General features: G+C 53.1%; 7 protein-coding genes. 1 reads left to right on the forward strand and 6 read right to left on the reverse strand.

Features of this window, described 5'->3' with window-relative positions; translation table 11 throughout:
• Positions 1-211: 211 nt before the first annotated feature.
• From SBI19_RS29170 to ilvB, 5 genes are all read right to left on the reverse strand, one after another.
• Complete coding sequence (locus tag SBI19_RS29170; protein ID WP_317973044.1) at positions 212-877, reverse strand: response regulator; 666 nt, start codon at positions 875-877, stop codon at positions 212-214.
• Entirely contained in the window at positions 831-2,264 is a 1,434-nt protein-coding gene (locus SBI19_RS29175) for a sensor histidine kinase (protein WP_317973045.1), read from the reverse strand. The genes SBI19_RS29170 and SBI19_RS29175 overlap by 47 nt, the downstream gene beginning before the upstream one ends.
• Before the next feature lie 311 nt (positions 2,265-2,575).
• Positions 2,576-3,568: a ketol-acid reductoisomerase gene (gene ilvC / locus SBI19_RS29180; RefSeq protein ID WP_110042702.1), complete on the reverse strand. Its 993-nt coding sequence runs from the start codon at positions 3,566-3,568 to the stop codon at positions 2,576-2,578.
• A gap of 260 nt (positions 3,569-3,828) precedes the next feature.
• The gene (gene ilvN / locus SBI19_RS29185; RefSeq protein ID WP_317973046.1) at positions 3,829-4,314 is read right to left on the reverse strand and encodes an acetolactate synthase small subunit; all 486 of its coding nucleotides are present in this window, start codon (positions 4,312-4,314) and stop codon (positions 3,829-3,831) included.
• Complete coding sequence (ilvB, locus tag SBI19_RS29190; RefSeq protein ID WP_317973047.1) at positions 4,311-6,059, reverse strand: biosynthetic-type acetolactate synthase large subunit; 1,749 nt, start codon at positions 6,057-6,059, stop codon at positions 4,311-4,313. The genes ilvN and ilvB overlap by 4 nt, the downstream gene beginning before the upstream one ends.
• A gap of 501 nt (positions 6,060-6,560) precedes the next feature.
• Here ilvB and SBI19_RS29195 point away from each other — a divergent pair.
• Positions 6,561-7,061 carry a GNAT family N-acetyltransferase gene (locus SBI19_RS29195; protein WP_317973048.1) on the forward strand — a complete coding sequence of 167 codons (501 nt, stop codon included), beginning with the start codon at positions 6,561-6,563 and terminating at the stop codon, positions 7,059-7,061.
• Positions 7,062-7,079: 18 nt separating this feature from the next.
• Here the strand turns inward: SBI19_RS29195 and SBI19_RS29200 are convergent, their stop codons facing one another.
• Positions 7,080-7,358 carry a hypothetical protein gene (locus SBI19_RS29200; RefSeq protein ID WP_483312353.1) on the reverse strand — a complete coding sequence of 93 codons (279 nt, stop codon included), beginning with the start codon at positions 7,356-7,358 and terminating at the stop codon, positions 7,080-7,082.
• Between the last annotated feature and the right edge of the window lie 15 nt (positions 7,359-7,373).

Raw genomic sequence — 7,373 nt, forward strand, 5'->3', positions numbered from 1 at the left:
TAGATACGGTCAATCGAATGCATACTTATTTCGCACGTGTTCACCTGTCACCGCCCATTGATGGCTACTTTGATGATAGCGCCTCATGGGATCCCGCTCTCTGGCCCCCGGAAGGAGTGGTGACGGGACTACAGCGCGAGTGAGACTTCTGCAAGAGGCTTGAAAACAACAAAGTCCTCCCTGATCAGGAGGACTTTGTTGAGAAGTTTATTTAAAAGAGGCCCATGTCTTTGGCTTTCTCTGCTGCTTCTTTGCTGCTGCCGACGCCGAGCTTGCGAAGGATGTTGCCGACGTGGTTCTTTACGGTACGAATGGACAGGAAGGAGCGCTCTGCAATTTGCGATTGGCTGTGACCGTCATGGATCATCTGGAGCACTTGCACTTCAGCAGGCGTCACTTGACGCTTGAACTGATCCACTTCGTAATCCCGCTCAACACCGCGCAGCCGCCGGAGCTCCTCCAGCACAAGCTTCGCTGCCGATGCATCGATCTCCGATCGATCCGCAGCAGCACGTCGCACCGCCTCTGGTATGCCTGCGAAATCCGACTTCACGATATAATTGACTGCACCTGCACGAAGTGCCTCCGATACGAAGCTGCCATTCTCCATCGAAGTAAGCATAATAATTCGCGCTGACGATTGCATCGATAACTGTTCCGCTAGCCGCAAACCTGCTGGACTGTCGGCCATCATAATATCGAGCAATATAACCGACGGCTGCGCGTGCTCGCACAGCGCCGCCGCTTGCTGTGGGTCGCCGGTTTCCGCTGCGACTAGCATGTCTGGCTCTGCATTGAGATAAGCGGACAACCCTCTGCGCCAGTCTTTATCATCCTCCACGAGCATGATTCGTATTGGTGTCTGTAGTTCCAACATTGCTCACTCCTTGTTTCCAGGATAGCTGTATGCTGCGTTTAACGGCCGGGAATGAGAACGTTACTGTCGTCCCCCGCCCCCATTCGCTGCGGATCCGAAGCTCTCCGCCCTGCCGATTCATAAGCTGGCTGCTGTATGCGAGGCCAAGTCCAAAATTCATCGTGCGACTGCTGCCCTTCGTCGTGAAGAACGGTTCTGTTACTTTATGCAAATGATGCCGCTCAATGCCATGCCCCGTATCGCTAACCTCAAGGATTGACCCACGCTTGCCGCCAGTAAGCGTAATCGTAAGCTGTCCGCCGCCAGCCATCGCCTCGAGTGCATTGTTCAGCACATTGCGAATCGCTTCTTCCGTCTGTGCGGCATCCGCTATTATCAGGATCGGTGATGCATGCTCTGGAACGTTTAGTATTACAGTCACCTTAGCATCTTGCGCGGCTGGTCGAAGCATCGTTATCTGTGTTTGAATCAACGAAGCCAGATCGACTAAGGAGGCTTGCAGCACCAGCTCTTGCGTTCGCTCGTGCACGCTTCGAATCATCGCCTCAATATGCTCTGCTGAGCGAATAATAACGGCCGCATCCTGCTGCAGATCGACGTCCTCTGCGCCACCGCGTTTGATTTTGTCCGCGAACAGCTTGATTTTCGCCATATCGTTCTTGATCGCATGGTTCAACATCGCCGTCCCGCTCGTAATCGCCCGCAGCGAGTAGTCGAGACGTCGCCGTTCAATCATAAGTTGGACGCCCATAAAACCGTATTTGAACAAAGAAGTAATAAAGATTAGAAAAGCAATCGGGATCGACCATACGTTATAGCGCCACAGTCGATAGACACCGAATAGCGGCATCGTATAGTTCATTGCCAGTGCAAACAACACTGCTGGAAGGACCGCAGCAGTCACGATCAAGTGCGCGCGCCGCTCTGCCGGATGATTCACCCGCTTCGTCAATACAAGCCCCGTTCCAATCAGCATATAAGGAATCGCCCAACAAGCTAATGGAAGGTAGGATACCGGATATCCACCATTGATCGGAAGAGGCAGCATGATCACAATCGGAATCAACGCCGCCCACGGCAGCAGCTTGCTCAGCCGTGCAGGAATCACATTCGGATGATAACCCGCACCGAACAACAAATAAGCGTAAGGAAGCCCATAATAGCTCGTCCATGAACAGCCCTGCTGAACGTGACGCAGCATAGCAGCCGTATGTAAACCGTCAGGGTCCGCCTCATACGTCGTAATCCAGCTTTCCATCACAGAAGCCAGCGCCCCCGTCCCGCCACAAAAAGCAACTAATCCCAGCCACCGAAACGCCGCACTATGTCTATTAATCACGACCATCATCAGCGCTGCGATCCACAACACTGCCCAGACGACAAGCATTATGAACACCTCCTTATATCAAAATATCGTCCCACGCGTCCCTAATAATAAATTATTTATCCCTCACCAACATTTGTTACCGCACAATGTAAAGCGTGTCCCGCAGGGACGAAAGCGAGTACCTGCACGCATGATGCCAATCTTCGAATCTGTATGCAAATCATCAGTCCTGCGGGGTCCAGGGGGCAAGCCCCCGGGGCCCTCCCTCGAGAGGGAGGGTTTGGGTGGTGCACTTTTGTAAAAAATAAAAAACTGCCAATCATCGATTGGCAGTTTTGATTATTACTTATAATTGCTCCAAGAGCAAGCTATTACTTCTTGATCCAGTGCATCAGTTCACGCAATTGACCGCCAACTTGCTCGATCGGATGCTCAGCTTCGCGGCGACGCGTAGCCGTCATCATTGCTTTGTTCGATTGGTTCTCGAGGATGAAGTCGCGTGCGAAGCGGCCGGATTGGATGTCGTCCAGAACTGCTTTCATCGCTTTCTTCGTCTCGTCCGTTACAACGCGTGGGCCTGTAACGTAGTCGCCGTATTCAGCTGTGTTGGAGATGGAGTCACGCATCGAAGCGAGACCGCCTTCATACATCATGTCAACGATCAGCTTCAGCTCGTGCAAGCACTCGAAGTAAGCCATTTCTGGAGCGTAGCCAGCTTCAGTAAGCGTCTCGAAGCCTGCTTTAACGAGTGCCGTAGCGCCGCCGCAAAGTACTGCTTGCTCACCGAACAGATCCGTTTCCGTCTCTTCGCGGAACGAAGTTTCGATAACGCCTGCACGCGTACAACCGATGCCTTTCGCATAAGCGAGGCCGATCGCTTTAGCGTTGCCTGTAGCGTCTTGCTCGATTGCGATGAGACCAGGAACGCCGAAGCCTTCAACATACGTACGACGAACCATGTGGCCCGGCGATTTAGGAGCTACGAGCAGAACGTCCGTGTCTTTGCTAGGAACGATTTGGCCGTAGTGAACGTTGAAGCCGTGGGAGAACATGAGCGCTGCGCCTTTTTTGAGGTTAGGCTCGATTTCTTCCTTGTATACTTTTGCTTGCGTTTCGTCCGGCATCAGGATTTGAACAACGTCAGCCACTTTAACTGCTTCACCAACAGTCAGTACTTCGAAGCCGTCGTTTTTCGCTTTGTCAGCGGATTTACCTGGACGGAGGCCGATAATAACTTTCAGGCCGCTGTCGCGAAGGTTTTGTGCTTGTGCGTGGCCTTGGGAGCCGTAGCCGATAACTGCGATTGTTTTGCCTGCGAGAACGCTTTGATCTGCGTCTTTTTCATAGTACAAAGTAACTGCCATTGTAAAATTGCCTCCTTTAAATTAAACCCTCATTGAGCGGGTGTTTAAACGGAGAAACCTCGGTAGGCGCATGAGCGTCACGTCGTATTCCCTGCTTAAACACCCGCCCAATGCGGGAATTTGCATCATTCGTCCGATATGTCTGTCCACATTCGGCACTGGATTGAATACGATTATTGCTGGGTAACTTGCGTCTGCCTATCTCTATTGTCTAGGATAAGCAGATTGATTTCAAACACCAAATCGTGGAGTTGCGAAACTTACTTCACGCTGCCGCGAACCATTGCCGTAACACCTGTACGGGACAACTCCCGAATGCCGTATGGCTTGAGCAGCTCAACCATTGCATCGATTTTCTCCGTATCGCCGACAACTTGTACGATCATCGACTGCGGGCCGATATCGACAACGGCTGCACGGAACGTCTCAACAACGCCAAGCACTTCCGGCCGTGCCGCAGGCTCCGCGCTCACTTTAATGAGCGCGAGTTCGCGGGCAACCATCGGATTGCTGCTGATGTCGACAACCTTGATTACGTCGATCAGCTTATACAGCTGCTTCGTAACCTGCTCCAGCGTATTGCCATCGCCTGTCGTGACGATGACCATGCGGGATAAGCCCGGCTCTTCGCTGGAACCAACCGTAATGCTCTCGATATTAAAGCCGCGGCGGCCGAACAAGCCAGATACACGCTGCAGAACGCCGGGCTGATCGTTGACGAGAATTGCTATCGTATGTTTTTTCATTCCGCATCCCCCAAGATCATGTCGTCGATCGTGTTTCCTTGCGTTACCATCGGATACACGTTCTCACCTTTACGGACGACGAATTCAACGACCGCAGGACCTGGATGACGAAGCGCCGCTTCCCATGCTTCACGCGCTTCTTCCTTGTTCGATGCACGGAAGCCTTTGACCCCGTATGCCTCTGCAAGCTTCACGAAATCCGGGCTGCCTGCCAGGTCGATGTGGCTGTAACGGTTGTCATAAATAATTTCCTGCCATTGACGAACCATGCCCAGCACTTGGTTGTTAATAATCGCGACTTTAACCGGAATGTTGTTGATGGCGCAAATCGCGAGCTCTTGTGCGCACATCTGCATGCCGCCGTCACCGTTGATGGAAACGACTACGCGATCCGGGTTCGCCATTTGAGCGCCGATAGCCGACGGGAATCCGAAGCCCATCGTACCGAGGCCGCCCGATGTAACGAACGAGCGCGGTTTGTTGAATTTGTAATATTGAGCTGCCCACATCTGGTGCTGGCCAACGTCCGTCGTAACGATCGCATCGCCGTTCGTCGTCTCATGAAGCATTTCGATAACCCATTGCGGCTTGAGTTCTGTGTTCGAATCTACGTACGTCAGCGGGAATTCCGTTTTCCACGCTGTAACTTGCTCGCGCCATGCAGCAGCCTTAGAAGCCGGCTTCACTTCAGCGTTCGCAACTTCGAGCACCGTCTTCACATCGCCAACGATTGGAATGTCCGTCGGAACGTTTTTGCCAATCTCAGCTGGATCGATATCGATGTGAACGATCTTCGCATGAGGAGCAAAACCTTCCAGCTTCATCGTTACGCGGTCGTCAAAGCGTGCGCCGATGTTGATGAGCAGATCGGCATTCTGGATCGCTTTGTTCGAAGCGTAAGCACCGTGCATGCCTGGCATGCCTACCCACAGATCATTGCCACTCGGGAACCCGCCGAGACCCAGAAGCGTTGTCACAACTGGAATGCCCGTCTTCGTCGCGAACTCAAACAGTTCTTCATGCGCACCGGAGTACACAACGCCGCCGCCTGCAAGAATGAGCGGACGCTCAGCTTCTTCGATCGCTTTGAGCATTTTGTCCACTTGCTGCTTCTTCGGCGATACCGTCGGGTTGTAGCCGCGCATGCTGACTTCGCCGTTAGCTGGCTTGAACAGCGTCTTCGCTGCGGATACGTCCTTCGGAATATCGATCAGGACTGGACCTTTACGGCCCGTGTTCGCAATGTGGAATGCCTCATGAATGATGCGCGGCAGATCTTCAGCGTTGCGTACCAGGTAGCTGTGCTTCGTAATTGGCATCGTAATGCCGACGATGTCCGCTTCCTGGAATGCGTCCGTACCCATAGCCGATTGAACAACGTTACCCGTAATAACGACGAGCGGAACGGAGTCCATGTATGCCGTTGCGATACCCGTTACAAGGTTCGTTGCCCCTGGACCGGACGTTGCGATACATACGCCGACGTTGCCGCTTGCACGAGCATATCCGTCCGCTGCGTGAATCGCGCCTTGTTCGTGGCGTGTCAGGATGTGATGGAAATCATCAAATCCGTGCATCGCATCGTAAATATATAAGACGGCGCCGCCTGGGTAGCCGAATACACACTCGACACCTTCAAGCACCAGACTACGAAGCAGTATTTCGGAACCGGTAATGACCTCCGGTTTGCTCATTTTCTCGATCAGTTCTTGTTTCGAACGCAGTGTTGCGCCTTGCGTCGCCATCCTTCATCTCTCCTTTCATCAAACCAAACAACAAAAAAGCCTTCCGTCTCCGTCTGCTCATCGTGAGCAACGGGACGAAAGGCATTATCTTCCGTGGTACCACCCAATTTTATTACGCATTTCGCAATGCGCAACCTCGGCAGGTAAAAACGGCGTGCACGCAAAACGCTTTTACCTTCAGCACAGTAACGTGTGCCACGCGATTCCCCCTAATGCGCGAATTGGAATTCGCTTTTCAAGGGAATGGCTCCGAGGTGAGCTCGTCGAAAAGGGATTTTGGCGATGGTTGCAGCAAGTTCCATCCGCTCTCTGAGCAAAAGAGCCCTTAACACTTCGTCCTCATCATTGCCGATAACGTATTAGCTTAGAACCTATTATATGCTTGCGTTTCCGGTTCGTCAAGCCTCGGATTCCCGCTTACAAAATCTTATGTAGCAGATGCGCCGCGGGCGATCGCACCGCATACACTACCTTAGACACCGTTAAGGAGGCGACATGGCCGTGAGCGTGACCATTCGTCCAAGATCTTCGCGTCAAGACGATACTGCGATTCTCCAGCTCATTCGAGATGAGATCATTCCATATTCTTACCTTTATTCCCTTCAAGATGCCCCTACGCAAGAAGAGCTGCGCAAGCGGCTTGATCTAGGGGCGACTTATGCAGCGGTTTTCCCTTCGACAAGCCAGCCATATGGCTTCGTGCATGCGGTAGCCAATGGCCAGTTATTATATGTTGACCTACTTGCCGTACTTCCATCCTGCCGGAAGCGAGGTGCGGGAAGGCTTCTCATGGAACAAGCAGAGTCCTATGGCATCGCTGCCGGCTGCCAGGAGGCGCTCTTGTACGTAGATGAAGGGAATGACGCGGCGCGGCGCTTCTATGAGAAGCTTGGCTACCGCGTCACCGGATTTGCAGAACGTGTGCGCTGTTACGAAATGCGTAAACCATTCACCGGGTTCGGCGGCAGGCTCAGCAACAGCAGACGCACAAGAAGGCGCTGACGCCAGCCAGCGGTTTTCTTAGTAATAGCCGCCGCTCTTCGGACCATAAGGTCCGCCGCCATATGGACCGTACTGCCCGCCACCACCGTAAGGACCTCCACCTCCATAGCCAGGTCCGCCTCCATAGCCGCCATAACCGCCGTAGCCGGGCCCGCCGCCGTAGCCGCCGCCATACGGTGGGCAGCATTTTCCGCCGCCTCCCCAGCCGCCGCCTGCAAACAAACCGATCGCCAGCAAGTCAAACAGAATAAGCGGCAAAATCGCACGATTTTGCACACCGCTGCTTTTCTGGTCAATCGTCTCTACATAAAG

This window comes from Paenibacillus sp. CCS19 (assembly GCF_033239625.1).
Classification (GTDB): Bacteria; Bacillota; Bacilli; order Paenibacillales; family Paenibacillaceae; genus Paenibacillus_T.